Origin of the sequence: uncultured Sulfitobacter sp. (assembly GCF_947502895.1) — a bacterium.
GTDB lineage: Bacteria > Pseudomonadota > Alphaproteobacteria > Rhodobacterales > Rhodobacteraceae > Sulfitobacter.
This window is the reverse complement of the sequence record NZ_CANNBM010000002.1, coordinates 828,051-854,481: the sequence shown is the minus strand read 5'-3', so window position 1 is coordinate 854,481 and position 26,431 is coordinate 828,051. Positions and strand designations below refer to the sequence as shown.

20 protein-coding genes and 1 riboswitch are annotated in these 26,431 nt (G+C 57.4%); of the genes, 9 read left to right on the top strand and 11 right to left on the bottom strand.

The annotated features are described in order from the left end of the window. Window positions 1–278: 278 nt before the first annotated feature. Window positions 279–1,688, bottom strand: a complete 1,410-nt coding sequence (locus Q0903_RS12170) for a HAMP domain-containing sensor histidine kinase (RefSeq protein ID WP_299028222.1) — start codon at window positions 1,686–1,688, stop codon at window positions 279–281. Window positions 1,689–1,908: 220 nt separating this feature from the next. On the opposite strand from Q0903_RS12170, the gene gph reads away from it, so the two are divergent. Next, window positions 1,909–2,568, top strand: a complete 660-nt coding sequence (gph, locus tag Q0903_RS12165; RefSeq protein ID WP_299415614.1) for a phosphoglycolate phosphatase — start codon at window positions 1,909–1,911, stop codon at window positions 2,566–2,568. On the opposite strand, the gene Q0903_RS12160 is transcribed toward gph, so the two are convergent. Next, window positions 2,549–2,860: an antibiotic biosynthesis monooxygenase gene (locus Q0903_RS12160; protein WP_299028228.1), complete on the bottom strand. Its 312-nt coding sequence runs from the start codon at window positions 2,858–2,860 to the stop codon at window positions 2,549–2,551. The two genes, gph and Q0903_RS12160, sit on opposite strands and share 20 nt — an antisense overlap. A 122-nt stretch (window positions 2,861–2,982) precedes the next feature. Then, the gene (locus Q0903_RS12155; RefSeq protein WP_299415611.1) at window positions 2,983–4,473 is read right to left on the bottom strand and encodes a citrate lyase subunit alpha; all 1,491 of its coding nucleotides are present in this window, start codon (window positions 4,471–4,473) and stop codon (window positions 2,983–2,985) included. A gap of 73 nt (window positions 4,474–4,546) precedes the next feature. On the opposite strand from Q0903_RS12155, the gene Q0903_RS12150 reads away from it, so the two are divergent. Both Q0903_RS12150 and Q0903_RS12145 read left to right on the top strand, forming a co-directional pair. After that, entirely contained in the window at window positions 4,547–5,662 is a 1,116-nt protein-coding gene (locus Q0903_RS12150) for a MoxR family ATPase (protein WP_299415608.1), read from the top strand. Continuing rightward, window positions 5,659–6,900, top strand: coding sequence for a VWA-like domain-containing protein (locus Q0903_RS12145; RefSeq protein ID WP_299415606.1), 1,242 nt, complete (start codon window positions 5,659–5,661; stop codon window positions 6,898–6,900). Before Q0903_RS12150 ends, Q0903_RS12145 begins: the two co-directional genes overlap by 4 nt. Here Q0903_RS12145 and Q0903_RS12140 read toward each other — a convergent pair. Beyond that, the gene (locus Q0903_RS12140) at window positions 6,892–7,563 is read right to left on the bottom strand and encodes a hypothetical protein (RefSeq protein ID WP_299028239.1); all 672 of its coding nucleotides are present in this window, start codon (window positions 7,561–7,563) and stop codon (window positions 6,892–6,894) included. The genes Q0903_RS12145 and Q0903_RS12140 overlap by 9 nt on opposite strands. A 104-nt stretch (window positions 7,564–7,667) precedes the next feature. Then, window positions 7,668–8,519, bottom strand: coding sequence for a MaoC family dehydratase N-terminal domain-containing protein (locus Q0903_RS12135; RefSeq protein ID WP_299415604.1), 852 nt, complete (start codon window positions 8,517–8,519; stop codon window positions 7,668–7,670). A 148-nt stretch (window positions 8,520–8,667) separates the two neighbouring features. Here Q0903_RS12135 and Q0903_RS12130 point away from each other — a divergent pair, with 148 nt between their 5' ends. Further along, on the top strand, window positions 8,668–9,633 hold the full coding sequence (locus Q0903_RS12130) for a Stealth CR1 domain-containing protein (protein WP_299415599.1): 966 nt from the start codon (window positions 8,668–8,670) through the stop codon (window positions 9,631–9,633). Here the strand turns inward: Q0903_RS12130 and Q0903_RS12125 are convergent. Genes Q0903_RS12125 through Q0903_RS12115 form a run of 3 tightly spaced genes read right to left on the bottom strand, consistent with a single transcriptional unit; the run spans window position 9,623 to window position 11,498 of the window. Further along, on the bottom strand, window positions 9,623–9,958 hold the full coding sequence (locus tag Q0903_RS12125) for a carboxymuconolactone decarboxylase family protein (RefSeq protein WP_299028246.1): 336 nt from the start codon (window positions 9,956–9,958) through the stop codon (window positions 9,623–9,625). The genes Q0903_RS12130 and Q0903_RS12125 overlap by 11 nt on opposite strands. 14 nt (window positions 9,959–9,972) lie before the next feature. Next, window positions 9,973–10,731, bottom strand: a complete 759-nt coding sequence (locus Q0903_RS12120; RefSeq protein ID WP_299028249.1) for an amino acid ABC transporter permease — start codon at window positions 10,729–10,731, stop codon at window positions 9,973–9,975. Between the two features lie 8 nt (window positions 10,732–10,739). Further along, on the bottom strand, window positions 10,740–11,498 hold the full coding sequence (locus tag Q0903_RS12115) for an amino acid ABC transporter ATP-binding protein (protein ID WP_299028251.1): 759 nt from the start codon (window positions 11,496–11,498) through the stop codon (window positions 10,740–10,742). A gap of 124 nt (window positions 11,499–11,622) precedes the next feature. On the opposite strand from Q0903_RS12115, the gene Q0903_RS12110 reads away from it, so the two are divergent. The 3 genes from Q0903_RS12110 to Q0903_RS12100 all read left to right on the top strand — a co-directional run bounded on the left by Q0903_RS12110 (window position 11,623) and on the right by Q0903_RS12100 (window position 14,963). After that, complete coding sequence (locus tag Q0903_RS12110) at window positions 11,623–12,399, top strand: transporter substrate-binding domain-containing protein (protein WP_299415595.1); 777 nt, start codon at window positions 11,623–11,625, stop codon at window positions 12,397–12,399. A 72-nt stretch (window positions 12,400–12,471) separates the two neighbouring features. Then, window positions 12,472–13,857: an MATE family efflux transporter gene (locus Q0903_RS12105; RefSeq protein ID WP_299028256.1), complete on the top strand. Its 1,386-nt coding sequence runs from the start codon at window positions 12,472–12,474 to the stop codon at window positions 13,855–13,857. A gap of 89 nt (window positions 13,858–13,946) precedes the next feature. Beyond that, complete coding sequence (locus tag Q0903_RS12100; RefSeq protein WP_299415592.1) at window positions 13,947–14,963, top strand: AraC family transcriptional regulator; 1,017 nt, start codon at window positions 13,947–13,949, stop codon at window positions 14,961–14,963. On the opposite strand, the gene Q0903_RS12095 is transcribed toward Q0903_RS12100, so the two are convergent. Together Q0903_RS12095 and Q0903_RS12090 are read right to left on the bottom strand one after the other, a co-directional pair. Further along, a complete protein-coding gene (locus tag Q0903_RS12095; RefSeq protein WP_299415589.1) occupies window positions 14,960–15,553 on the bottom strand; it encodes an HD domain-containing protein in 594 nt (197 codons plus the stop codon). The two genes, Q0903_RS12100 and Q0903_RS12095, sit on opposite strands and share 4 nt — an antisense overlap. A gap of 13 nt (window positions 15,554–15,566) precedes the next feature. Continuing rightward, entirely contained in the window at window positions 15,567–17,162 is a 1,596-nt protein-coding gene (locus tag Q0903_RS12090; protein WP_299415587.1) for a class I adenylate-forming enzyme family protein, read from the bottom strand. Window positions 17,163–17,441: 279 nt separating this feature from the next. Further along, window positions 17,442–17,540, top strand: a riboswitch (glycine riboswitch). Between the two features lie 20 nt (window positions 17,541–17,560). Between Q0903_RS12090 and Q0903_RS12085 the strand changes: the two genes are divergently transcribed. Beyond that, window positions 17,561–18,778, top strand: coding sequence for a D-amino acid dehydrogenase (locus Q0903_RS12085; protein WP_299028268.1), 1,218 nt, complete (start codon window positions 17,561–17,563; stop codon window positions 18,776–18,778). A 165-nt stretch (window positions 18,779–18,943) separates the two neighbouring features. Next, window positions 18,944–20,914, top strand: a complete 1,971-nt coding sequence (locus Q0903_RS12080; RefSeq protein ID WP_299415584.1) for a transporter substrate-binding domain-containing protein — start codon at window positions 18,944–18,946, stop codon at window positions 20,912–20,914. On the opposite strand, the gene Q0903_RS12075 is transcribed toward Q0903_RS12080, so the two are convergent. Next, on the bottom strand, window positions 20,887–26,286 hold the full coding sequence (locus tag Q0903_RS12075) for a Hint domain-containing protein (protein ID WP_299415582.1): 5,400 nt from the start codon (window positions 26,284–26,286) through the stop codon (window positions 20,887–20,889). The genes Q0903_RS12080 and Q0903_RS12075 overlap by 28 nt on opposite strands. Between the last annotated feature and the right edge of the window lie 145 nt (window positions 26,287–26,431).

Below are 26,431 nucleotides of genomic sequence, written 5' to 3'. Positions count from 1 at the left end.
GTCACGCAACAGTGTTTTTCCAAAGCCCCAGCAATCAAAGGTGCAAAGCCTATTATCCCTGTAATTTCGTATAAATTCCCCATGTTTTGACGTTTCTTTGATGACCTTAGGGAAGGGGCTGAGGTGTGTTTTTGAAGGATCAAAAGGGACGAGAATCACCATAGGTACTGGCTGCTGGGCGCAGTACATTCGCAGGCACCAACACCTGCCATTTTCGGGGAATTACCAAGAACGAGATAGCGCCTGAAAAGACAGCAGACAGACCGCAAAAGCTTGGACTATGGCAGTATAATACCGCCATCCGTTTCAGGGTCGTTTGGTCCACGCTTGTCTATGCGGGCAAGCTCAACAAAAAACGTTGTGCCACGATCAGTGTTGGGCTCAAAATCAAGAGTACCATCATGCGCCTGAATGATACGTTTCGAGATATTCAGGCCCAGCCCTGTGCCGTTTACTTTGCGTATGTCCACATTATCCAGCTGGCTGAAACTATCGAAGATGCGGTCATGGTCCGCAGGGTCGATACCGACCCCTTCATCGGACACGTCGATGCGCACCAATGTGTCGGTCGCAACCACACCGAGGGTCACGACACTGCCTGGATCAGAGAATTTAGCGGCATTCGACAGAAGATTTGTTATCACCTGCTCCAGCCGCATCGGATCGGCGTGTACAAAGATGTTTGTATCGACGGGAAGCATTTTTACCGTCACTTCCAACTCTTCTGCAAACGACCGGTTGTCGGCCACTGTATCCGAGATCAATCCGGCAAGTTGAACGTCGCAAAAGTCAAACTGCATCATGCCGACCTCTATCTTTTGCAGGTCTAGCAATTCGTCGATCAGTTTGCTCAGCCGTGTGGCGTTTCTCTGTGCGATCGAAAGGACCTGCGATGATTTCGCGGGCATCGGCCCAAAGGCACCAGCCAGTGCCATATCCAGAGAGGCGCGGATGGATGTAAGCGGCGTACGCAGCTCATGGCTCACGGTTGAAAAGAATTCGGTCTTTGTCACCAAGGCGCTGTTGGCGCGTCTGTTTTCCACGCGAAGCTGGTTCAACTGGTTTTTGTTTGTCCGGTACGAGCGCAGGCCAATGACTGAACACTCCACCACAAAGAACAAGACAAAAAGGCTGGTAAACAGGTTGAGCCATGTTTCATTACTGGCGCCCCCGCCTGCGCGGATCAGGTCTGCCAGCGGGATCGCGACAAATGTGACGCCGTAGACAGCGAGCCGGATGGCCAGCACAGAAACCAGTTGCTGGTTATGTGTTGCAGCAAACACTGCTGCCGCAATCAAAAAAAGCATGGGCATAAGATAGGTTGTTGTAGCCTGTGAGAAGGCAATGGTGATTGCAAAAAAGCCAATGACACAGGCTCCAAAAAGTGCGCCTGCATGTATCCGGCGCAGGGTTTGGCGCAGGCCTTGCGGATCAGTGGCGCATACCTTGCGGGCCTGCACGAATGTCCGCCCGTCAAATATTTCGGCCACCACAATCAGGATCGTTGAGATCGCTGCAAAAACCACGCTGAAATAGAACGCCTGAAGGACCAGAGCGGCTGCGAATATTAGCATTCGCTGGCGCCCCAAGGCCAACCCGCGGGCACCATAGTCGCGCACCTGCGCTATTGCGCCTTCGGGATCGGTGGCAGGCTGCCCTATGTAGGCCGATCTGAAAATCATACTCATTGTGCAGGTCCCGCTCTTATTCCTTCGCGTGGCTACTGCTGAAATACTTCGAAAATGTGGCGTTACGGATCGTGTTTATGCGTGATTTTAATCAATCTTTATGCATTCGCGCCCTGATTGCTTTCGGGTTGACCCGAAAGGCTGCGCGCGTGATGCTCGGCGCTGGTGCGACGCAGAGGAGCGGCAGTGTTTCAACCGATAACAAGATACAAATCCTTCGATGTCTAACACGGTGGGGGTACGGATCGTTTTTGACCTTGATGGCACGCTGATCGACAGCGCCCCTGACATCTGCGCAGTGGCCAATGCGCTGTTGGCTCCGCATCACGCACAGATCACTCTGGCCCAGACACATATGTTCATCGGGAATGGTGTCTCTGTTTTTGTCGCGCGTATGTTGGCCGCTGTTGGTCTCTCCGAGACGTTGCATGCCGAGGTTCTGGCGGGGTTCAAGGCCGCATATCCCACTGCGGTGGGCCAGACGCATCCTTATGCGGGAGTGATACATGCGCTGGGCATATTAAAGCGGCAGGGTCATATGTTGGGGATTTGCACGAACAAACCTCTGGTGCCCTGTATGGCAGTCTTGGATCACCTAGGCCTGACAGACTATTTCGATACCTTCTGGGGGGGTGACAGCCTTGCTGTGCACAAACCCGACCCCGCGCCGTTGCGCGCGGCGTTTGACGCGCTGGGGCAGGGGCCGAGTGTCTATGTGGGCGACAGCGAGGTTGATGCGCAAACGGCACAAGCCGCAGAAGTGCCGTTTTTACTGTTCAGTGCGGGCTATCGCAAATCACCCTTGGCGCAGATACCGCACAGCGCCGCCTTTGATGATTTTGCCACTCTACCTGCGCTGGTCACGCAATATGCTGAATAGCAGTAAAGCCTTCGAAAACGGGCGTCCCTTCGTATAGCTTTGCAGTCTCTTTCGCACCCTTGTGCGACGCGCGAAAAGCATCACTGGTTGTCCAACCGCGAAATGCTTCCTCAGATGCCCAAACCGTATGGGAGGCATAGGTGATGCGGCCATCCACGGGAGCGGTTTTGAGCATGTGAAATTCGACAAACCCTTCCATCTGTTTGAGATTACTTTCGCGGTTCAACCAAAGCGCCTCAAACGCCTCGGCATTCTGCGTGGTGACGGTAAAGCGGTTCATTGCCAGATACATCTGCGGCCTCCTTTTCGGGGTTCACCGCGAGGTTAGCATTATTTTCCGGATAAGAAATGCGGCATTGATGTGCGGTGTGTGGCGTTGTGCATATCACGGCAAACGTATGCAGGGAGCGCGCATTAGGCCCAGTCTAATATACCACCGCGCCTGTCCTCAATGAAGATGCGCGGTCTGTCCGAGAGGGCGGTTGCGGTGCGGGTTGCTTGCTGCCGAGCGAGATCTTTTAGCGCATCAAATGTCGCAACGGGCATGCCTGCTGCTGTCACATCGGCCAGCAGATCGGGGCGGGCAGGGTTCACTGCAATGCCGTGGTCAGTAACAATCACATCAACGCTCGCACCGGGGGTGGTGACACAGCGTACATTCTCTACAAATTTGGCATAGCCACCAGCAGTCAGGCCTGTTGTTACGATGGTTAAACTGGCCCCCTGTGCAGCGTCGGGGTGTCCACCCGGCCCACCGATCAAGGAGCCATCCCCGCCTATGGTGACGTTTACATTGAATGCACGGTCTACCTCGACAGCACCCAGAACCATCACGGACAGCTCGTTTACGATTGCGCTACTGTCCAGCGGGTTGGCGTACTGTGATGCGCTCATGGCATGATGGTTGGGGTTCACGATGCTAGAGGTGACAGCTGCCCCGTCAAAACACTGCACATCATGGATACGTTCAAACAGGCCTGCCTGTTGCAGCGCCACATGTGCGCCAGTGATGCCACCGGAAAGGAAGCTCCCGCGCAGGTGCCGTTCCGCCATGGCCGCCCCAATAATAGGCACCGCACCCAGTGAATAGCCCCCCGCGCCTGTTTGCAGTGACAGCCCGTTGCGCATCGCGCCTGTCACCGCGATGACTTGCGCTGCCAGTTCGCCAATCCGCGCCGCTTGTAGCGTCTGAGAAGGGATCGTGGTGTCAGAGGCGATACCACTCACCACGCCAGGATCAGGAAAGGGCAGGACGGCATCCACTTGTGCTGCGGGAATATCTATGTGCGGTAACGGGTCGGTGCTGATCTCATGGGCGCAAACAACACTAACGCGGGCATAGGTCGCATCCACCATCGCATATCCCAAGGGGCCGCAGGGCAGCGTACCGCCGCGACCGGTACAGGTGCCATCCGTCAAGGCAACGGATGCACCGATGAAAGCCACGTCAACATCCAGATCACCTACCGCCAGCGCCCGTGCGCGGCCTCCGTGGCTTTGTAGTGTTGCAGGGCGGTTCAGCTGACCAGACAGCATCGCTGCCGCCGCAGGGCCTTTGGCATAATCTGTGATGATTTCGGCGATAACGCCGCTTGCGACATGCGCTGCCAGAGGCGCATGCACAGGAAAAAGTGAGCTGGGCGCGATGCGCAGTCCGCGCAACCCACGACGCGCGGCCTCTTCCAGCACAGCATTTATCAGTCTGTCGCCATTGCGGTAGTGGTGATGGAACGAGAGTGTGGCACCATCCCCGATCCCGAATTTATCAAAGGCAGCGGGCAGGTCGCGCAGCTGCTTGTCTGCCTCGGCCGCTGGCGCACGCATCGGGCGCAGCAGCCTTGAGGATGGTGCGCGCTGCGCCGCAGTCAGTGTTTGCAATCGTGCGGTCTGGTTGTCTGATTGCATGTCCCGCGCCTTCCCGCCCTTGCATCCGGTCGCATCCCCGCTACCGTTTGTGCCTACAAAGGAGTGTGCGCCGATGTCTGTCAACACCACCCCGATTTCAGCAGGGACCGCCCTTGCAACTTTGCGCGCAGGCTTTGCAGCGCAGCAAGCTGGCCAGATGACAGCATCATGGATGCTGCACGGCCGCCCCGGCATTGGGAAAACCGAAATCATCGCACAGCTCGCCGCTGAGACAGGCAGCCGCCTGTTTGATCTGCGGCTTACCACGATTGAGCCGCAAGACCTGCGCGGCTTGCCTTTCTACGATCATGCGGAAAAGCGCACCGTCTGGTATCCGCCCGAAGATCTGCCCAGCGATCCCGACGCCCCCGCGATCCTTTTTCTGGATGAGTTGACAGCCGCCGCGCCGACGCTTCAGCCAACAGTCTACGGATTGCTTCAAGAGCGTCGCGTGGGCCAGCATGGCTTGCCTGCCTCCACCTTTATCGTTGCAGCGGGAAATATGGTCGAGGATGGTGCGGTGGCTTATGAGATGGGCACCGCCCTGTCGGACCGCCTGATCCATCTTAGTCTGCGTGCCGAAGCGGGGGATTGGCTGGCTTCTTATGCCGTCCCACAAGGGCTGCACCCTGCTGTGACTGCATTTATCCGCACCCGCCCCGACCTGCTCGACACAACCGAGGAGGCGGTGCGCCGTGGCCAGATGATAGCCTGTACGCCGCGTGCTTGGGCGCGGGTCAGTGCGATCTTGTACGCGGCTAACGACAAATCCCTGCGTGACGTACTGCTGGCGGGTACACTGGGTGATGCCGCTGCGGCCGAATTCATTCTGATCGTTGACGAGATCGCTGCAACCGTCTCGGCACAGGCCATGCTGGAGGTACGTGGCGCGGAACGGTTGGCGCTTTATCCCACCAGTTTGCATGGGCTTACGGCGCTGGTCTATGCAGTTGTGACCCTTGCGGACAAAGTAACGCTGCCAGCAGCGATTGAGGTGATGGCAGGCATCGGTACGCTGGCGCGGGACCGCCCTGATGCGGCATACACCCGCCTGCCTTTGGGGGAGTTGGTCACATACGGTTTCGAGCTTTTGATTGAAAAGGCGTTGGCGCAGGGCTGGCAGGAGGCTTTTCGTGGCTCTGCTGCCTATGGGGAATACCTCGAAGCCCGTGCCGCTGAAAGCGCGTGAGCAGCGCCACGCACAGTTCCCGCGCCAGTCCCGCATTGCGGGCCTTGGCAGAGGCTGATCCGGCGATTGCGGCACTGTCTTTGTGGTGCGCGCACCGCGACGGCGCGCAGACTGCAACGAAGGGTGAAACCATCACCTATGGTCCTGATTTTGCTGAGTTACCACAGCATGAACAGATGGGTCTTGCCGCCCATCACATCCTGCATGTGGCGCTGCGCCATTCTTCGCGCGCCGCTGCGCTGACGGTGCGTCTGGGAGCAGATTTTGATGCCGAGTTGTTCAACCTCGCGGCGGATGCACTGATCAACGAGGCCGTGTTGGCTGGCGATCACGCGATCCCGCGCCCTGCGGTGCTGGCAACAGCTTTGATCAAACAGACGATGCAGGTTGAAACGACAGCCGCAGAAGCACTGGCTGACTGGGATGCGGAGCGTCTGTATTTCGCCCTGCGTGGGCAAAGCGGCAACGGAACAGCCCGTGAGGGCTGCGCGCAGGCTTATGCGCAGACACAGGAATTTGAAGCAGACCTGCAGGAAGATGGAGCAGCCGCTGAAGAAGGCAGCAAGGCGCAAGATGCTGCGCGCTGGCGTCAACACATGACACGTGCCATGGATGCAGGCCGTGCGGCAGGGCGCGGGATAGGCCGCATCGGCCACCGTTTGGCAGACGTTGCCCAGCCACAAATCCCTTGGGAGCAGGTCTTGCGCCGCCTGCTGACCCAAGCAGTGATGCAGGCACCCCAGCCCAGCCCACACCGGCCCGCACGCCGTTGGATCGCAGCGACCGCGCAGGCCCAGCATGCGGGCACGCCTGAGCCGGGATTTGAGGCGGGCTGGCGGCCACGCACGGATGTGCCGCTGATCGCGATTGCAATGGATGCCTCCAGCAGTATCGACGATGCCCGCCTCGCGCTATTCTGGGCCGAGGTGACGGGCATCGCGCGGCGGATGCGGGCGCAGCTTTATCTGATGGTCTTTGATGATGAAATTCGGCACCGCGAAAGCCTTGATGCATCGGCCACCCGTTTGTCACTGCCCGAATTGCCGCGCGGCGGAGGGACCGCATTTATTCCGGTTATCCAAGAGGCGCAGCGCATCGGAGCATCGGCGTTATTGGTGTTCACCGATCTTGAGGGTGAGGCAGGGCCGCCGCCGCGCGGATTGCCTGTGATCTGGGCCTTGCCCGACGGCGGCGCCATTCAGCCACCTTTCGGGCGGTTGATTGATCTTTCACGCTAGGGCTGCGGCCAGTCGAGCATGGGCAGAAACGCCGCGCGCATCAAAGGTAATATCGCGTAGGAACACACCTGTGGCCTGATTGATCCGCTGGAGTTTCTTTTCCGTCAGTGGCGGTTGAAACAGCGTCTGCTCGATCATTTCGCGCTCTTGCGCGCTGAGTTTCACCACCTCTGGTCCATCGTCTGACTGCACTGTGACATAGGTGAGCGGGGGAAGACGCCACAGCTCGGACTGCTCAACCACCAGATGCAGGCTGCCTTGTTTCATATCGCGCGCAGCGGCGATTTTGGTAAGGGCTGCACGCGCCTGTACGCGTAGCAAATCAAGGCCCCTCTCTGCTTCGGCCCCTTCGATCAGGCGATGGCGGCGCGATTGGGGGACGCGCAGAAAACGCATTTCCACCCACCAGATCATCGCGATCATCAAGATTGGCGCTTGGGCCATGGGTAGGGCAAGCGCGTTCCAGTTCATCCCGATCAGGATGAGGGGTAATAGTGAGAGCGTATAGCGGATGGCCTGAAATTCGATTATCAGCCGCAAAAAGCCGCTAAATCCCATTTGCCCGCGTGGCCATACCGCGACGCGACCAAAGAACTTGCGTGGCAATTGGCGCACCTTGAGAATTGCAGGATTGCGCAGAGTGTTATGGGTAAGGATCAACATTGGGACTTAACATAACCTGACAAGCCAGCCTTCACAGGGTAAATGCGACCCGCGTGATCATTTGGCGCGCTTTGGGTCACGACCAACCCAATTATGGGCTGCTGCTAGAAAGTGGCGTTTGCCTGCATTGCGAGTGTCCCTTGGGGCGTTGCCGCAACCAGATCAATGCCACCCGCTACTTCGCGCGCGTGCAGAGTGAAGGCAGCGGTATCAAACAGCGGGCTTGCGGCGCGAAATTCGAACGCTTTGGGCGCGGCCCCGTTCCTTAGGCGCTGTGCCATGCCCATCAACAGTGTTGCGATCAGCGGGCCATGCACGACCAGACCCGCGTGGCCTTCCACGTCCCGCGCATAGTCGCGATCATAGTGGATGCGATGGCCGTTGAACGTTAGCGCAGAATAGCGAAACAACATCACTTCGCTGGGCGTCACGGTTTCGCTATGCTGCCAATCCGCGCCGATGTCTCGTGTCTGAAGAGGTGGCGCATTTTTGGTAGGGTCTTCGCGGTAGACGATATCGTGTTCTTCCCAAAATGCGGGTGACGCGCCTGCCTCGCCCACTTCGTGCCGCACGGTGACAAAACATAATGCACCCGAGCGTCCAGTCTTTGAGGCCACATTTTTGATCTCGGAATATTTGACCACATCGCGTCCCAGATGTAGCGGGCGTGCAAAGCCAAATCGCCCGCCTGCCCACATGCGGCGCGGTAGGGCGACGGGTGGCAAAAAGCCACCCCTTGCGGGATGCCCGTCCCGACCCAGCGCGCCCAACGGGGCGGATTGCAGGAAATAAAGCCAATGCCAAAGTGGCGGCAGAACATCCCCTGCCTGCAAGCTGGCGGTGCGATCCAGCGTCATCTGCATCAGATTGGCAGGGCCTGCGTGCAACGTGTCTGTATGCGTTTCCTTGCGGCCAATCCATTGGCGCAGAATATCGGGGTCTTGCGTGGGCTGCATCGGGCCTCCTGCTGTCACAAGCCATGAGTGTCAGGCGGTGATGGTACAACGTCAAGCAGTGCCAGAGAAAATTTGCCCTAAGTCGCTGCCCTTCGCTTCAATTCGTCCTACGTTGGACGACAGATGCACAAGACGGAACAACGCAATAATGACACCACATAGCGACCCGATTGATGCCGTGATAACTTGGGTTGATGGTGCTGATCCTGTACATCGCGCCAAACGGGCGCAATACATGGCAAAAGCGGGTGTGTTGAACGAAAATGCGCGCAATCCGCATCGCTGGGTATCAAGCGACGAGATTTATTTCTGCCTCTTTTCCATTTACAAGCACGCGCCTTGGATACGAACAATCTGGATTGTTACGGACGGGCAAACACCTGAAGTGTCACACCTGCCCGATGCACTGCGGGTCAAGATATGCATCGTGAACCACACAGAGATTTTCCGCGGCTCCGCGCATGTTTTGCCCACCTTTAACTCCCTCGCGATAGAGAGCATGATCTGGCGGATCGAAGGACTGGCCGAGCGGTTTTTGTACTTTAACGATGATGTGTTTCTGACAGCGCCCTTGCAGCCGAGTGATGTATTTACATCCAATGGTCCAGTTCTGCGGGGTCGTTGGGTGGACTATGCGGCGATGCTGTCCGGACCCACTGCGCGGGATGATCCGGCGCTGTTCAACCATTTCATGCATGTCAACGCGGCGGCGATGGTCGGGGTCGCGGCTACGCGTTTGTATGCGTGCGCCCATGTGGTGCATCCGTTTCTGCGCAGTGTCATGGCGCGGTTATCGCAGCAGCATTCCGATGCTTTTGCAAACAACATCACCCATCGTTTCCGTGATCTGAGCCAGTTTTTGCCCCAAGGGCTGCATACCCATGCTTGCATTGCTGATGGATTGGGCGAGGTCACCACTGCTAAAGATAATCTGCATATCACCAGCGGGCAGGGCAATCATCAGCCCCCTGACATCACCCGCACCTTGCTCACTCCCGAGGCACTATCGGACGTGAAATTTCTTTGCATAAACGATCTGCCCCAACTGGAGCGGTTGATCCCTGACGTACGCGGGTTGATCAGCGCGGCAGTAGGGGGCGGGGTTAGCTGGTGAATTCGTCAAAAGCCTCAAGCGCCTTGGCACTGTAAGCAATCGACGGGCCACCACCCATATAACCGATCATTTCCAGCGCCTCGCACAGCTCTTCGCGGGTGGAACCAAGGCGGACCAGCGATTTCACGTGAAAGCCGATGCAACTGTCACAGCGCGTCGAGATGCCGATGCCGAGGGCGATGAATTCCTTGGTTTTTTCGTCAAGCGCGCCTGATTTTTTGGCCGCTTTACCCATCGTGTTAAAGCCCTCGAACATCTTGGGCGTTTGCTGTTGCAATGTACCGATACGGCCCATCGTTTCATCCAGAAATTTGGTCCAGCTCATAGGTTTCTCCTGTTTTAGCGGCTCTCGTCAGCGCCCATTTTGCGTTCCAGCCAGCGCACGAAAAAGCTGATGATAAGCACAAGCACGAGGTATTCGAGGATCAGCAGAGTGTAGATCTCCAGCGGGCGATACTCTGTCACCACCAACTCGTTTGCGCGACGGGTCAATTCCTGCATCCCGATGACGGATGCAAAGGCGCTCATCTTTACGATGTAGATGAACTGGTTGGCCAAGGGCGGCAAAATGCGCCGGATCGCTTGCGGCAGGATCACATAGCGCATCGTCTGGCTGTAGGTCAGCCCGATGGTCTTCGCAGCCTCCGTCTGACCGCGCGCGATGCTCTGGATGCCAGAGCGATAAATTTCGGCAGTGAAGGCGGAATCTGATATGGCGAGCGTGATGATCGCGCCCCAAAAGGCATCAATACTGACCGATATGCCCATGGACTTCAGCACCACAGGCAGGCCGTAGAACACCCAGAACAGCATGGGCAGCAGGGGGATAGCGCGGACAAATTCAATGTAGATACGGCTTGGCAGTCTGATCCAACGGTTGTCGGACATGCCGGGTAAGGCGACCAAGAGGCCAATCACCATCGACATCACCGCCGCAATCACAGACAGCAGGATCGTCGCCCCAAAACCATTGAGCAGGAAGGTAATATTGTTCCAGCCCTGCGTTGTCGTCGGGTCGATCACATACCACCCCCACGTGCCGGACGTGCCACAGCCTGACAGGGCCAGCAGACTAAAAAGAGCTAGAAATTTTTTCATGGATGCGTTCAGTGCTTGAGGATCTGGTTGAGGAAGGTGCGGCAACGCTCGGTCTTTGGGTTCTCGAAAAACTCTTGTGGTGTGCCTGTCTCGACAATGGCACCGTGGTCCATGAACACCATGCGGTCGGCGGCACGGCGGGCAAAACCCATCTCGTGTGTGACCACGATCATCGTCATACCGCTTGCGGCAAGATCAACGATCACGTCCAGCACCTCCGAGATCATCTCAGGGTCCAGCGCCGAAGTCGGCTCGTCAAAAAGCATGATCTTGGGCTCCATGCACAGCGAGCGTGCGATGGCCACGCGCTGCTGTTGGCCGCCCGAGAGCGCACCGGGTTTTTTGTCGGCCTGTTCGGGGATTTGCACGCGCTCCAGATATTTCATCGCACGCGCTTCGGCCTCGTCACGGGTCAGGCCACGGGCCTTCATGGGGCCTAGGGTCAGGTTTTGCAGGATGGTCAGGTGTGGAAACAGATTGAACTGCTGGAAAACCATGCCAACTCGACCGCGGATAGCCTCGATCGAGGCGGCATCGACCATGCGCGTTCCGTCGACTGTGATCTGCCCGCTGTCATGCGCTTCCAGCGAGTTGATGCAGCGGATCAAAGTGGATTTGCCCGACCCCGAAGGCCCGCAAACCACAATCCGCTCGCCATGGGCGACATTCAGATCTACCGACTTTAATGCCTGATAGTCGCCATACCATTTGTTCAGGCCCTTGATCTCGATCGCGTTTGCGTGATCGTCCCCGCTTTGATCTGTCATGGACCTCTCCCTTTCGGAGTGTATACTAAAGTAGACAGTTGCCCAAAGCGCAACCGGCATTAGGTTTGCACTTATTACAAACTGCTGATCGGGCGGTCATAGAACACTCTACAGGGAAATACACATGAAACTATTGAAGAACATCAGCCTCGCTGCGGGCTTTGCGGCAAGCCTGCTGGCGGCACCGGTATCGGCGCAATCCGCGCTTAACGAGATACTGAGCGAAGGCGTGCTGAAAGTCGGTACAACGGGCGACTGGAACCCAATGTCGGTCCGCGATCCTGCGACCAACGCTTATAAAGGATATGACATCGACATCATGACACAGCTTGCTGCCGATATGGGTGTCGAGCTTGAGATGGTGCCGACCGATTGGAAAACGCTGGTGAACGGTGTTGTTGCGGGCAACTATCACATGACAGGTTCCGCCTCTATCAGCCCTGCGCGCCTCAAGGCGGCGGGATATTCGCACAGCTATATCGCGGTCGAGATGTTTCCGTTTACCACAGATGACAAGCTGGCCAATTTTGACGGCTGGGATAGCATCAACCAAAACGGGGTGAAGGTTGCAACCACGCTGGGCACTTCGTTCGAGAAGATGGTCAAGGAATGGTTCCCTGACGCAGAGATCGTTGTGGTCGAAGCGCCTGCGCGCGGTTTCCAAGAAGTGCTGTCAGGGCGCGCTGACGTATTCGTGACGTCCAACATCGAAGGCTCTACTCTGTTGGAGAAGTTCCCGAACGTCCGTCAGGTAGAAGTATCCGAGCCGCGTGCGCCGACACCCATTGCGATGCTGTTGCCGCAGACCGATCAGGTCTGGATCAACTATATCAACAGCTGGATCGAGTTGAAAAAGACCCAAGGCTTCTTCGAAGAAGTTGCCTTGAAATGGGGTCTGTGACATCCTTCTGATATCGATCAAAAGGGCGCCTTCTAGAGGGCGCCCTTTTTCCTTGCCCCTGAAAGCTCTGTCATGATTGAACACGACCTCACCACAGGCCCGTTGAGTGGTCATTTCCGCCGCCTTGCGATTCCTGCCGCCATCGGCATGTTGTTCAGTACCCTGTATAATGTCGTCGATACGTTTTACGCAGGCTTTTTCGGAACGCAGGCGCAGGCAGGCCTGGCTGTGGGGTTTCAGGCGTTCTTTATCCTTGTTGCCATCGGTTTCGGCCTCAGTTCCGCGATGAGTGCGCTGGTGGGCAATGCCAAGGGCCGCAAGGACGACGCAGAGGCGCGGCATCTGGCGGCCCAGGGCATTGGTCTGGCGGGTGTTGCAACGCTGATAATGATCGCGATTGCCGCATTTGCAGGCCCCTCGCTGATCGCCATTGTGTCCGAGCCGGGGGCCTACCGCGATGCGGGGCTGGGGTATTTCAATTGGCTCATCTTCGCGCTGCCCGGTTTTGTCATCGGGCCGGCGGCGAACGGCATTTTGCAAGCGCGCGGCGATACGGTGACCATGCAGCGCGCATTGGTCGTGGCGTTCTTTTTGAATATCGGCCTGAACCCGCTGCTGATGTTCGGAATTCCGGGTGTTATTGGTGGAATGGGATTTAACGGTATCGCCTTGGCCACTATCATCAGCCAGACGGGCGTGGCTCTGTTCATCCTCACGCGGGTGTTCGGACGCGCGATGATGAAAGACCTCAAGCTGGCCGAATTCGTGCCAGTCCTGTCCAAATACTATGAAATCATTGCGCAGGCCTTTCCTGCGGGTTTTGCCCTGCTGGTGACCTTTTCTAGCGGGTTCATCGTGCAATACGCGCTGAAAGACTATGGTGAGGCAGCACTGGCGGCTTATGGCATTACAATGCGGGTCGAGCAGCTGTTTTTGCTGCCCGCGCTTGGCATCACAATCTCGCTGGTGCCGATTGTAGCGCAGAATTATGGCGCGGAAAACAATGCGCGGGTGCGCGCGGCTTTTCACCGGTGCTGGATGATTGGCGTTGTCATGACCACCATCGCATTTCCGTTTTTGTGGTTCGGCGGCGCTGCTGCGACGCGTGTTTTCTCGGACGATCCGGAAGTCATCCGCATCGCGGCGCTGTTCCTCAAGGTCGAGGCTGTGATCCTGCCGCTCTATGTCATTCTGTTTTCAATTAACTCCCTGCTGCAAGCACTGAAAAAAGCGGCATGGACCATGTGGATCGGGATCTACCGTCAATGGATCGGGATCGCGTTCTTTATCTGGCTGTTTGCCTATGTGATTGATGGCGGTCTGACGGGCGTTCGGTTGGGCATCGCCTTTGGTGTGGGAACAGGCCTTTTGCTGTCGCTCTGGATCGCGGTGCGGGTGGCCAACCAGCGAATTGGTGGTTTGGGCTGGCCGGCGCTGAAGGATGAAGCGGCGCGATAATTCGCGCTGCTTTGCGATAAGCGGTTCTAGGCCAAACCAAATGGGGCTAGGCTGTTGTCTGCTGTGATCCTGACGCGAGACATGCTGCTATGCCCAGTCTGCCCATTCCGATGATAAGCGCCCTCGTGTTGGGTTTCTTGCTGATACGCCTTTGGGTGGTGGACCGCAGGCATGGCCCGCTTGCCATGCTTCTGGCGCTATGTGCCGTGCAAGGGCTGGTGATCTCGCTGGCGCAACACTATCAGGTGCCGTTGGCGCGGTTGGTGCAGCCTGTGACGGCCACTATGATCGCGCCTATGGCATGGGTTGCGTTTCAGGCGACTGCGGTGCGCAGGCTCGCCCCTATGGATATGATCCATCTGGCTGTTCCTTGCGTGGTTGCAGTGCTTTTGGCCGTGCAACCGCAGATGTTGGAAGGGGTCATCCCTGCATCGTTCATCGCTTATGGTGTCGCAATTATCTGGAGCAGCCGTTCCAGCGCCGATGCCTTGCCCCGCATGCGATTGGAAGCGGGCAACATGCCTGCCCGCATCTGGCAGATCATCGGTTGGTGCCTGATCGCGTCGGCACTGAGCGACGGGCTGATCGTCGCAGCACAAATCATGGGTATGGGTCATCTGCAGCCATGGATTATCAGCATATCGTCCAGCACCACACTGATCCTGATCGGGGCGCTGACCCTTTCGGGTGCATTGGGGCAGGGCGCAGCAGATGCCGATCAGGAACCGCAGGCACAGACCAGCACAGTCCGCAGCGCCGATCCACAGGATGCAGAGATCATGGCGCAGCTCGAGGCTTATATGGCGGACGCGCAGCCCTATCTAAATCCCGATTTGACCCTGTCGCAACTCTCGCGGCGGCTGCTGGTGCCGGCGAAACAACTGTCGGGGGCAATCAATCGGACCACAGGTGCCAATGTCTCGCGCTACATAAATGCCGCGCGGATCGCGCAGGCGCAGCGCGCTTTGCAGAGCGGCGAAAGTGTCACGTCAGCGATGTTGGGTGCAGGGTTCAACACCAAATCGAACTTTAATCGTGAGTTTTTGCGCATTGCAGGGACCAGCCCCAGTGACTGGCTGGACCGTGCACAATCTGTCCCGCGCTAAAGACCCAAGACATCACCCTCCCGCATTACAGCTGGGTCATAGGCTTTTCGCGCAAACACCTCACGCACCATTGGCGCAAAATGGGACAGGGGCTGTGTAGGATACTCAGGGTCGAACGAGGCCTGATCCCATCGCTCACAAAACGTGGCACAGGTGTCAAAGCAGGGGTGATCACGAAATTGGTCACGGGCGTTTCGGTCCCATCCGTAGTGGTGGCCGTAATAGAGCATCTGGAAAATGCCGTGATGCTCGACGGTCCAAGTTACTTCCCAGCGCACAAAAGGTCTGATGATCTCGGCCGAGAAACGGTCGTGGTTCTGCGGGGCCAGCCCGTCGCCTACATCATGCAGCAATGCGCCTACAATCCAGTCAATATCAGCCCCGTCATTCTCGGCACGTGTGGCCGATTGCAAGCCGTGTTGCAGGCGGGTGATCTTGTAGCCGTCCAGTGTCGCCTGACCTTGCAGGGCCAGCGCGTGCAGAATTCTGTCCGCGGTCTGGGACAAATACGATTTCTCCAATTCCTCCAGCAGCGCGTAATCCTCTGCGGTCCCGTCTTTCATCTGGTTGAAGCTGACTGTCTTTGTCATCTGGTGCTCTCTTTCAACGGGCTAAGGTTTGCGCTGCTGCTTCGCGCAGGGCGGTCTTGATGATCTTTCCATTGGCGTTACGCGGCAGCGGATCATCGCGCAGCGTGACGAAATCTGGCGTTTTGTAATCGGCCAGATGCGCGCGCACAAAACCCTTTACCGCACTTTCGTCAAAGGCAGGGTCGCTTGTTTGCACAAACACATGCAGCTTTTCGCCCAGCACAGGGTCGGGCCGTCCGATGGCAGCACACTCAATTACACTGGGGTGGGCGGTCAGCGCGTTCTCGACCTCGGCGGAGTAGATGTTATAGCCACCGCGGATGATCATATCCTTGCTACGGTCATGCAGACGGATAAAGCCCTCGGCGTCGCGCGATCCGACATCACCGCTTTTCCAGTAGCCTTCTGTGAACTCCGAAGCTGTCTTGTCGGGGTTATCCCAATAGCCTGGCACGACCATCGGGCCTTTGATCCAAAGCTCGCCATGGGTGTCATCGGGCACATCTATGCCTTGCGCATCCACGACCCTGATCTCACCACAAGGCACGGCAATGCCAATGCTGTCCGATCGTGTGGTTCCATATCCGCGCGGCAGAATGGTAGCAGGCGAGGTCAATTCCGTGGCGCCATAGGCGTTCATCAGCGTCAGGTCGGGCAGTTTTTCTCCCAACTCCTCAATCGTGGATTGTGGCATGGGTGAGCCACCGTAGCCTCCGATCCGCCAGTGGCGCAGGTCGTAGTCAGCCACATTGCAGCGCAGCAAGAACAAGTTGTACATCGCGGGCACCATCAACGTCTGCGTGACCTTCTCGGCAGCGGTGAGGGCCAGAAAATCATCCGCCTTGAACGTCTCCATCATCACGGTGCAGCCAGCGGTTTGCAGCATCGTAAAGATCGTCGCGACAAGGCCGGTTACGTGACTGGCAGGCACACAAAGCAACGATCGCTCGCCAGAGCCAAGGCCCATACACATCTCGAAATGCATGGCGGAATGCACAATGTTAAAATGGGTAAGTATGGCGCCCTTGGGGCGACCTGTTGTGCCAGAGGTATAAAGGATCACCGCGGCGTCCTCCTCTGCGACGGGGACCGGACTGGCATGGGTAGCGGTAGACATCGCCGTAAAGGCGGGTGTGTCGACATGAATAATAGTGGTGAGCGCAGGGGTGCTGGCGCTGTCCGGCAAACGCTCGGCCACATCTGCGCCATGGATCAGCAGGCGCGCGCCACAGTGGTTGAGAATAAAAGCCAGCTCTGGCGTGCCTTCGCGGATATTGATCGGCACAGCGATTGCACCTATGCGCAGACAGGCCAGCAGCACAGTCAGAAACTCGGTGCAGTTGCTCAGCAGCAGGGCCACACGGTCACGCTTTGACACACCTTGCGCGGCCATCCCGCCTGCCAGTTGGGCGATACGGGTATCCAGCTGGGCATAGGTCAGGCGGGTCTGACCACTGACCAAGGCCTCACCCTGCGGTGCATGGGCAAGAGCAGCATCGAACATCGCATTCAGATCAGCGGGACGGTCGGCAAAACACTTGATACGGCGGCCGTCGAAATGGGTTTCCTCTCGAATGCCATCCGTGATCTGCGCGGGCCAGTGGGTCATGTTGCGTCCTCCATGACGGGGCAGGTTAGGGAAAACCCGAGGCCGCGCAAGCGGTTTGCAGTCGCTGGCGTGGGGGATCATTTGTTATGTAGAGGCAACCGAGGGAAAACACTTGACTAAACGCCCGTGTCTGAGCCATTGGTTTCTTATAGGAAACACACAGGAGCCTGCGGGAATCATTCCCGCGTAAACACACAGGATCGCTCGGGAGAGCACAGCGTATCTGTCGCCGAAGGAGCAACCGCCCCGGTAAACTCTCAGGCACAAGGGACCGACGATCCTTAAAACTCCGAAGAGTGGCGTTAGGTCGCCCGCCGAAGGAGCAAACCTTTGATCGCTCAAAGGTGAATCTCTCAGGCAAATGACGGAGGGGGCATGATCAGGGAGAGGATATCCCCATGCCTACTATTGCCGTTATCGGTGCCGGTATCACCGGTGTTACTACAGCTTTTGAACTCAACCGTCTCGGGATGGACGTGACTGTCTATGACAGGAACCGGTATGCCGCGATGGAGACATCGTTTGCCAATGGCGGACAGCTCAGCGCGTCCAATGCCGAAGTATGGAACCAGACCAGCACAATTCTTAAAGGGTTGAAGTGGATGATGCGGCGGGATGCGCCGCTGCTGGTGAACATGCGCCCCAGTTGGCACAAGGCCAGCTGGATGGCGGAGTTTGTCGGTGCCATTCCACAATACCGCAACAATACAATTCAGACCACGCGCATGGCTATCGCCGCACGGGACGGCCTTCGCGAGATGGCTCAGATCGCGCAGTTGGATTTCGATTTGTTGCCTGCAGGTATCCTGCATTTCTACACCAAAACCAAAGACCTTGAGCATGCGCGAGAGGTTACCAAGCTGCTCGCTCAAGGCGGACTATCGCGTCAAGAGCTGACGCCAGATGAGGTTAAAGAGCATTGCCCGCAGTTGCACGGCGATCTTGTGGGGGGCTTCTGGACACAAAGCGATATGACGGGCGATATTCACAAGTTCACCAAAGGCCTGGCTGGCTGGCTTGTCACCCAAGGTGTGAAATTCCAGATGGGCCACGGGGTGCAGCGGTTGACCCGCAAAGACAAGGGCATCGACGTGGATGGCACGCATTTTGATGCAGTTGTGATCTGCGCTGGCGTTGCATCGCGCGGGTTTGCGGCACAATTGGGCGAGCGTCTGAACGTCTATCCTGTCAAAGGCTATTCGATCACCGTTAATCTGCACGACGAGACATCGCAGCGCGCGGCACCTACCGTGTCCTTGTTGGATGACGCCGCAAAGATTGTGACCTCGCGTTTGGGTGACGGTCGGTTCCGCATTGCGGGAACCGCCGAGTTCAACGGCGAGAACCGCGATATCCGTGCCGACCGTATTCGCCCGCTTGTCGCGTGGTGCGAGCGGTATTTCCCGCAAGTGGACACAGACAGTGTTGTACCGTGGGCGGGTTTGCGCCCGATGATGCCTAACATGATGCCAAGGGTCGGTGCTGCGCGTAGCGCTGGCGTGTATTTCAACACAGGCCACGGCCATCTGGGCTGGACCCTTAGTGCGGCAACCGCGCGGCTACTGGCAGCCGAGGTAGGGCGCACGATGATCCAGCCTGTGAAGGCCGCTGCATAGGTCGCGAGATGGGGCGTTAACGGCAGATTCATTCAACGGGTCTAGGCAGGCAGGGTGATATTTCATTGCCGAGGCTAGTCTATGTATTCGTTTTTGCGCCTCATTCTTGCAACTTGCGTGTTGTTTGCAGCCTCCCTGTCGGGCTGCATACTATCAGCGCAGGACATGCCTGATCGACCGATCCTGCGGAGCGTTTATGGTGATTTCTACCCCTATAGCTATACAGCAACAGACGGCCGCGCCGAGGGCTATAATATTGATCTGACGCGACAACTGGCCGATCAGGCAGGCTATGACGTCGTGTTCACCCCTGCCAGTAACCCCAAAGAGTTCTTCGCATTGCTAGAACGGGGCGAGATCGACCTGACCCCCTTGCTGGCACTCACACCCGAGCGTGAGGAGATGGGTTTAGCCACGTCTGCCTTGGGGCAATATGATCTGTCTGTATACGTACGCAGTGACAGTGACATCTCCACGATCAATGCGTTGTCAGGCCGTATTGTGGGCGTTGTGACAGGGTCCTTGGTGCAGACGGCGGCGGCCATGATCCCCTTTGTCGAGGTGCGCGAGTTCCAGACCTCCGATGCGCTTATCCTGCCGCTGCTCAGCGGACAGATCGATGCAGTTGTCGCTGTGGTTGAGCCGTTTGAAGCACTGTTGCGGCGCAACTTTGTCAAAGACAAAATGCAACAGCTTGAACCCTCCTTGACGATCTTGCCATACGGGCTTTTTGTGCGCCGCGACTTGCCGCAAGTGCACGCCGAGCTGGAGCGCGTGATCGTGCAATATGCAGACCCCCAGACCCTTGGCCCCTTGCGGAACCGTTGGTTCGGGAAAGATCGCGGTATCGTGGAGCACCCGTGGTTCGAGCGGGTTGCGATGATCGTCGGTGGGATAGGTCTGGCAACAGTTTCTTTGGGTATTTATGCAGTGCGCTTGCGGCGCCGTTCCGCGCGGCTGCTCGCAGAAAATGACGAAAACCAGCTTTTGATTGATGCGCTGGACCAAATTCGTGCAGGTGTTGTCATATTTGACCGTGAGATGCTGGCGGTTCATTGGAACAACGGGTTCGAGAACCAGTTTCCCGATATGGTACCTCTTTTGAGGGAAGGCGTTAATATCGAGGGCATCAGCCTGTATGTTTATGACAGAAATCTGGCAAGATCCGGGGTCACCAAGCAGGAGAATATAGCCGCAGCAGCGAAACTCGCGCGGCAACTGCGCAAAGGTATTACCGAGCAAGGCATTGTTACGACACCTTTGGGCGATACCTTTGATTTGAGCATGTTCAGGCTTGGCACGGGTCATTATGCGGCGATCTGGATGGATGTGACACAGCTGCAACGTCAGCAGGAACATATCGCTAATCAAAGCGTCGAATTGGAGCGCAAAAACAGCCAGCTGCTGGCCTTTTCTGCGATGGCTGCGCATGACCTCAAGGCCCCGCTCTTGCAGCAGGCGGCCTTGATGGAGTTTATTCTGGAGGATGTGGCAGACGCGGATATTGCACTCCCTGCCGAGGTGCAGCGGCATTTTGGAATGCTCTCCGATTTATCGGGCCGCATGAACGCATTGGTGCGGGATCTGTTGGAGTATGCCAAGGCAGATAATGTACAGGCCAAGACACTGTGCTTTCTACCCGAAACACGTCTTGAAGCGGTGCTAAAGCTGTCGGGGGGCAATCGGAATATCAAGATAACAGTCGTGCGCGGGATGCCCGCTGTTCAGGTGGAGCCGAACGCCTTTGACATGGTCATGCGCAACCTTGTCTCAAACGCGATCAAGCATCACGACAAGCCTCTGGGGCAGATCACCCTGAGCGCGAAACGCGTCGATGATATGGTGTTAATCGACGTTGAGGATGACGGCCCCGGTATCGCAACGCAGCATAGAAACAGTGTTTTTGACCCGTTTTGCCGCCTGACGAATGTTGAAGGAACGGGTTTGGGTCTGGCTTTTGTGAAAAAGACTGTTTTGGCATGGGGTGGGCAAGTCACGCTGAGGCCTGCGGCCGAACGAGGTTGTATTTTTCGCGTAACGCTTCCCGCTGCGCCTGATAACGTGATCGCATTGACTGCCCAGCAGGGAGAAGACGGAATGCCCTTTGATCAGCAAAAGGCCATAGGCACTTCGTAGCTGCTTAGGGTGGGGCGTGCTGCGGGGTAAGACACTGGCAGCTCTGTATCAAACAGCTCTGGGAACAGGACGTATAACTCTGCGCGCGGCCCATCCTCCAGACCGGACAAAGTACGCTCTCCCGGCTGGAAACTTTCGCTCCATGCGCCGTCGGACAGGACGAGTTGATGGTGGTCAAACAGAATATGATAGTAAGTCACTTCAGACTGCATATTGGTTTCTATGCCGTTGAGGCATTGCATATGCTTTGCCGTCCCCAGCGCGCCTTCCACGCCGAAATTCAATTGGACTTGCACATTGTCTAGCAAAAAGCGGTGTTGCGGGCTGACGGTCATGTCGCGCAGCGGAACACCGTTGCCCAATGCACCTTTGCGCAACAGAACAGGCCTGAGCGAAGGTTGCGCACGCAGCGCATCTGCATTTAGAGTTTTGGTGCCAATCCAGCGAATTGGCTGCAATCCATTGTCACGGGTCTTGACCATATCCCCGACCTGCAAATTCTCTACTGCGATCCCGCCACGTTGGGTCGCGATGCGGGTGCCTGTGGTAAAGCAGGGCACGATCGCTTCGATGTTGGTAAAGGTTAGCGTCCCCTCCAGAACACCACCTGCGTCAAAGAAATTTACCTGCCCGTCCGTACCATTGCCGTCGCTGTCTGGCCCTGTCGTGACCAGCGTATAAGTGCCACCCGGTGACAGGGTGCCGCTCAGGTCCAGAGTGTCGTTGTCTGTGCCGCCATCTCCGCCATCAATACTGTCGCCATAAGCATCGGCTGGCGTATCAAACGTGAACGTATCCGCATCATCCCCACCAGCGAGGGTATCTGCCCCAGCACCGCTGGCAAAAATATCGTTCCCCGCACCGCCATCGACATTGGTGCCAAGGCTATCGGCAGTTGCGTCAATGGTATCTGCACCTGAGCCGAGCTGGAAATTCTCGATCTCGCTAAACCCCGCAGCGCCGCCCGAGTGGGTGAGGGTGCCTGCTTCATCGGCGCTAAATGTCAGCGTTGAGGCCTGGGTCATGGTGGTGGCGTCGATGCGATCACCCGCAGTCTCTCCTGCTTCGCCGCCAGTGATGGTGTCTGTGCCGTGACCATCGGCCAGAACAAAACTATCGTCGCCGTCCATGCCCAGCATGGTGTCATTACCTGTGCCGCCAATCAGTGTATCGGCGGTATCGCCTGCCGCGACGATCGCAGTGGCATCCCCTGTCAGGGGCGCATCATTCGGGCCTGCAATATCATCCAATGCTGTCCCATCCGCGGAGGGCAACCAGTCTGAAATCAAATCGGGATTGGCCAGCTCTACACCAAGGGGGCCTGCTTCAAACTCTGCAATCTCGTCTGCTGTGCGCACATCCCCCCAAAGTCGGGCCTCTTCGAACTGTCCTTCGAACAGTTGCGCTGTGGAAAACCCGCCGCCGGGGCTGTCTTGCTCTTGCCCGAACACAAGTGTTCCGCCTGATGCGATGGTCGCACCTTGCTGGAATGTGTCTGTGCTGGTCTCGACCCCGTCAACATAAGTGGTCAGCGCGCCGCTGGCACTGTCCCATGTAACGCCGAAACTATGGGTGGTCCCGTCGAACAGGCTGCTGGCAGAAACGCCTGTGTCGATGGTCGCGTCGTTGATATAGATGCGAACGGTGCCGCCCGCCATAAAGACGAGGAAGGCATTGTTGTTTGCCGGCGTCGCATAAGAGACAAGGGGGCTGCTGTTCTGTGTCCCCGGATCACCGCTAAAGCGCAACTCGAAGCTGAGCGCATCATCGGGAAAGTCGCTGATCGGGCCTGCATTGGCCAGCCCGTCGTTGCCGCTTTGGTTGAAGCTGACGCTTTCATATGTGCCGCCTGTCAGCACATCATCGCCAGCGCCGCCTGTCAGGCTGTCGGAATCTGCGCCGCCCAGCAGCGTATCAGCACCCGCGCCGCCCTCTAGGGTATCGTCGCCATCGCCGCCAAAGTGCAAATCATCGCCGGTGCCCGAGGCGACAGAATCCGCGCCCGTGCCTGCATCAACCACATCGCCGCCATCACCTGTGGTAACGGTGTCATTGCCGCTGCCAGTATCAAAAACATCTGCGCCATCACCTGCCTGAACGACGTCAGCGCCTGCGCCTGTATCGGCCACGGTGCCATTGGTTGCTGCTGTTGCGACAACAGTGTCATCGCCAGACCCTGTAAAGAACTGCTCAATCTCTTCGAAGTCGGAGATATCGGTAAACTCGTTATAGATCTCGCCGCCTTCGTCGGAATCGAGGATCAGTCGCACGCGTTGTGTCATCGCGCTGGCATCCAGACTATCGCCGTCTGTCTCGCCGCTCTCGCCGCCGAGGATAAAATCCTGCCCAAAGCCGTCTTCCAGCACGATACGGTCATCGCCGCCTTCGCCGAAAATCTGATCGTTGCCTGCGCCACCCGCCAGCACGTCATCGCCGGAGCCAGTGTTCAGGGCAGGGTTGATGATGGCGGGATAGGTTGCCAGATCTACGGCAGTGCCGCCTGTGTCGGGGCCGCTGATGGTGCTGGTCAGCTGGTTGCCACCATCATTTTCAAAGTAGATGATTTCGACCAAATGCACACCGGGCGTCAGCCCGATGAATCCGGTCTGGGTCTCCAATGCGTGCAGCCCATCGTTATCTACAATTTCAACGCCGTCAATAAACAGCTTTGATCCATCATCCGAGGAGGTTGAAAAGGTATATAGCCCAGCCTGATCCACCACCAGTTCGGTCGTGAATTTGAGCGCAAAGTCGTCTGCTGTGTCATAATCCGCAGGGGTGATTGTGCTGGCAGCACCGGTGCTGGTCGGCGTGCCGGAATGGTCGCGCCCGCCATTCAGCGTGAACCCAGCGTTTGCGAGGTTGCTCGGATTGCCCGTCGGGTCCAGATCGTAATACTCGAACTGCCACGGATCGGTTGTACCCGTGCCGCCGCTGCCATCGGGATTGGCTGGGGCCTGTTGCCTGTCTCCAAAGATGACATCATCACCCGCAGCCGCGATGACGGTATCATCGCCATCACCCGCAAGAACGATATCATCATCCGGCGCTTCGCCTGCAAATACCGCGTCGCCATTGTCGATCTGGTCCAGCTCGGGGTCCGAAAGGTAGCCTGCATCAATCAGATCGTCGGCGGTGGTGCCCTCAACGTAGCCGTCAGCGGCGGGCAGGGCGATTGTCTCGATGTTGCTGAATTGCAGGGTTGAGCCATCGTTAAATGTGACAACGCCGTTCTCTGTCGGGCCTGCAACATTTGCGCCAGCGCCGTTCTGGTACTGGATCGAAGCGACATTACTGAGGTTCAGAATGTCGATATCGCTGCCGTCTAGATCTTCGCCACCGTCCACAGTGTCAGACCCGTTGGCATAGATGACATCGCTGCCTTCGTTGCCCTCGATCACATCGCCAAAATTGGGGTCGCTCGCACCTGCAGCGCCGCCCGTGGCATCATCATCTGCCAAGATCGTGTCATTGCCTGCGCCACCGCGCATCCTGTCGGCACCGCTGCCGCCGATCAGACGATCATTGCCCGCCTCGCCTGACAAATCGTCATTGCCCGCGCCACCCTGAAGGGCGTCTTCGCCATCGCCGCCATTCAGCACATCGTCGCCGCGTTCGCCGTATAGCACGTCATCACCCGCGCCACCGTCGAGCGTGTCGTCACCTACCGTCAGGTTCGCACCTGTCGGATCGGCCTGATCACCCCAGATCGTGTCGTTTTCGGTGCCGCCAAAGATACTGTCGTCGCCGCTGCCGCCGATCAGCTGGTCTGCACCACCATTGCCGACCAGCGTGTCATCACCGGCGTCGCCATTCAGCGTGTCATCGCCTTGCTCGAACAGCACCGTTGTGGCGTTGTCGATGACATCGCCGTTCAGCGTAAAGCCCGAGTTAGCCCCGCGTGTGGTGATTGTGAACTCTAGCTCTGACTGATCTTCAAACAGTCCTGTGAACCATGCGGTCTGATCACTGGGGTCCAGGTTCGTGCCACCCGATGCGCCTGTGGCAGTGTATTCGCCGTTTGTCTGGCTCAGCGCCAATTGGTTCACGGCAGCGGTTTCATAGCCCAGAAACTGCTCGTCACTGATGGTGATCGCTTCTGCGCCACCTACTGCTTCGTCGATGTCGCCCCATGTGGCGCGGCCTGTCAGCACAATGGGTGCATCGGTTGCGCTGTTTAGAAACTCGATTCCAAAGCTGGCTTTTTCACCTTCCATCGCAGGATCGTTGGTGCGGTTGGTGATAATCTCGGCACCAGATAGCCCCACCAGATCAACGGTCAGGTTTTCATTGGTACGGCTGAGAAGCGTAATGCGGGCCGAAACAGCGGTGCCGTCATCCAGAAAACCCACGTTGTCGTATATGACGCTATCGCCCTCAACGGCGGCATCAGGCGCACCTGTTTGGGTGCCTGCGCGTACATCCGCGATGTTGAGCTGTAGGGACGTGACACTCAACCCCTCCATCCCGCTGGAGATCACATCCCCGAACAGCATGTCATTGCCCGCACCGCCATCAACGCTGTCGTCATCAAGGCCGGCGTTTACGGTATCGCTGTCTGCACCTGAACTAACGGTATCATTGCCCGAGCCTGATTTGATGATGTCCTGATCGCCAGTCGTAGCAAAAATGCCGTCACCGTTATCGACTTGCTCTGCATCTGGATCGCCCAGATAGGCTGCATCGATCAGGTCATCGCCACCAGTTCCCGACACGACACCGTCCCCGCCCAGACCCGATGTTGCAAAAGTCTCGGTCGTGTCATGCAGCGAGACATAGTCGATGGTGCCGTTGAAATACTGTTGCAGATTGTCTGCGATGTTATCGCCCGACTGGTTCTGGTTTGCGCCGATTGTGATCGGTTCGTTGAACGTGTTCTGGTCCCACGTGACAATCGCAGGGACGCTGGTGGAAAAGCTGGTCGCCTGTGTGAGGTTCTCGACCGAGAATGTGCCACCAGTGCCTTCGTCCCAGCTGTAGACAGCGCGTATGGTATCGCCTGCAGCATAGAAATTGGTGCCTGTGTTCAGCACTGTGTTCGTGCCGTCACCTGCTTGTGCGCGGGTCTCGACACGCCCGTCCCCTGTCACACGCAGATAGAAATGGCCGCCGTCATCGTTGTTCAGGCTGTCGCGGGAGAAGACTGCGCCCGTGTGCTGTGTTGCGGCAGTGAATTCGGTAATCAGCGTGCCGCTCGACAACTGGAACGCTGTGTCAGGGGCCACTTCGACGTATTGGGTGCTGCCATCCAGCTCCAGCGCGCCAAAGGTGGCGGATGCCCCGTTCTGAAACGCACCGTCCTGCGCGCCATTCGCGGCTGAGGTATCGTCGGCTGTGCCGTTGTCGAACCCCCAAAAACTGATTTGTGCCATGTCTGCCCCTGTCTTGCCGCACACTTCTGGGAGTGTTCGCGGATTTCCTCGGGGTTTCTAATACTGGCGATATTGGGCGGGATTGCGCGGAGTTAGGGATGAATTGTGTCGAATTAGAGAACAATTGTGGCGATTGGCACAAAAT

Bases quoted from the DNA above. Each gene is read 5' to 3' on its own strand.
- Q0903_RS12170 (WP_299028222.1), bottom strand. From the start codon at position 1,688: ATGAGTATGATTTTCAGATCGGCCTACATAGGGCAGCCTGCCACCGAT.
- gph (WP_299415614.1), top strand. From the start codon at position 1,909: ATGTCTAACACGGTGGGGGTACGGATCGTTTTTGACCTTGATGGCACG.
- Q0903_RS12160 (WP_299028228.1), bottom strand. From the start codon at position 2,860: ATGTATCTGGCAATGAACCGCTTTACCGTCACCACGCAGAATGCCGAG.
- Q0903_RS12155 (WP_299415611.1), bottom strand. From the start codon at position 4,473: ATGCAATCAGACAACCAGACCGCACGATTGCAAACACTGACTGCGGCG.
- Q0903_RS12150 (WP_299415608.1), top strand. From the start codon at position 4,547: ATGTCTGTCAACACCACCCCGATTTCAGCAGGGACCGCCCTTGCAACT.
- Q0903_RS12140 (WP_299028239.1), bottom strand. From the start codon at position 7,563: ATGTTGATCCTTACCCATAACACTCTGCGCAATCCTGCAATTCTCAAG.
- Q0903_RS12135 (WP_299415604.1), bottom strand. From the start codon at position 8,519: ATGCAGCCCACGCAAGACCCCGATATTCTGCGCCAATGGATTGGCCGC.
- Q0903_RS12130 (WP_299415599.1), top strand. From the start codon at position 8,668: ATGACACCACATAGCGACCCGATTGATGCCGTGATAACTTGGGTTGAT.
- Q0903_RS12125 (WP_299028246.1), bottom strand. From the start codon at position 9,958: ATGAGCTGGACCAAATTTCTGGATGAAACGATGGGCCGTATCGGTACA.
- Q0903_RS12120 (WP_299028249.1), bottom strand. From the start codon at position 10,731: ATGAAAAAATTTCTAGCTCTTTTTAGTCTGCTGGCCCTGTCAGGCTGT.
- Q0903_RS12115 (WP_299028251.1), bottom strand. From the start codon at position 11,498: ATGACAGATCAAAGCGGGGACGATCACGCAAACGCGATCGAGATCAAG.
- Q0903_RS12110 (WP_299415595.1), top strand. From the start codon at position 11,623: ATGAAACTATTGAAGAACATCAGCCTCGCTGCGGGCTTTGCGGCAAGC.
- Q0903_RS12105 (WP_299028256.1), top strand. From the start codon at position 12,472: ATGATTGAACACGACCTCACCACAGGCCCGTTGAGTGGTCATTTCCGC.
- Q0903_RS12100 (WP_299415592.1), top strand. From the start codon at position 13,947: ATGCCCAGTCTGCCCATTCCGATGATAAGCGCCCTCGTGTTGGGTTTC.
- Q0903_RS12095 (WP_299415589.1), bottom strand. From the start codon at position 15,553: ATGACAAAGACAGTCAGCTTCAACCAGATGAAAGACGGGACCGCAGAG.
- Q0903_RS12090 (WP_299415587.1), bottom strand. From the start codon at position 17,162: ATGACCCACTGGCCCGCGCAGATCACGGATGGCATTCGAGAGGAAACC.
- Q0903_RS12085 (WP_299028268.1), top strand. From the start codon at position 17,561: ATGCCTACTATTGCCGTTATCGGTGCCGGTATCACCGGTGTTACTACA.
- Q0903_RS12080 (WP_299415584.1), top strand. From the start codon at position 18,944: ATGCCTGATCGACCGATCCTGCGGAGCGTTTATGGTGATTTCTACCCC.
- Q0903_RS12075 (WP_299415582.1), bottom strand. From the start codon at position 26,286: ATGGCACAAATCAGTTTTTGGGGGTTCGACAACGGCACAGCCGACGAT.